General features: G+C 52.8%; 1 protein-coding gene. It reads left to right on the top strand.

Features of this window, described 5'->3' with window-relative positions; all coding sequences use genetic code 11:
• The coding region (locus ABFY71_RS19050; RefSeq protein WP_347947449.1) for an adenylosuccinate synthetase at positions 1 to 248 on the top strand (248 nt) is incomplete at both ends.

The following is a 248-nucleotide window of genomic DNA, read 5'->3' as shown; positions in this document are numbered from 1 at the left end:
ACGTCGCGGTCTGCGCGTGGGCGATCTCTTCGACAAAGCCACCTTCGCTGAAAAACTGAAAGAAGTGATGGAATATCACAACTTCCAGCTGGTGAACTTCTACAAAGCTGACGCTGTTGACTACCAGAAAGTGCTGGATGACGTCATGGCGATTGCAGACATTCTGACCGGTATGGTTGTTGATGTGTCCGATCTGCTGGACCAGGCGCGCAAGCGTGGCGATTTCGTCATGTTCGAAGGTGCGCAGG

The sequence above is a fragment of the Devosia alba genome (assembly GCF_039938915.1).
GTDB classification, from domain to species: domain Bacteria; phylum Pseudomonadota; class Alphaproteobacteria; order Rhizobiales; family Devosiaceae; genus Devosia; species Devosia alba.
Note: the sequence above shows the minus strand (reverse complement) of the source record. Positions and strands in the feature narration are given on the sequence as shown.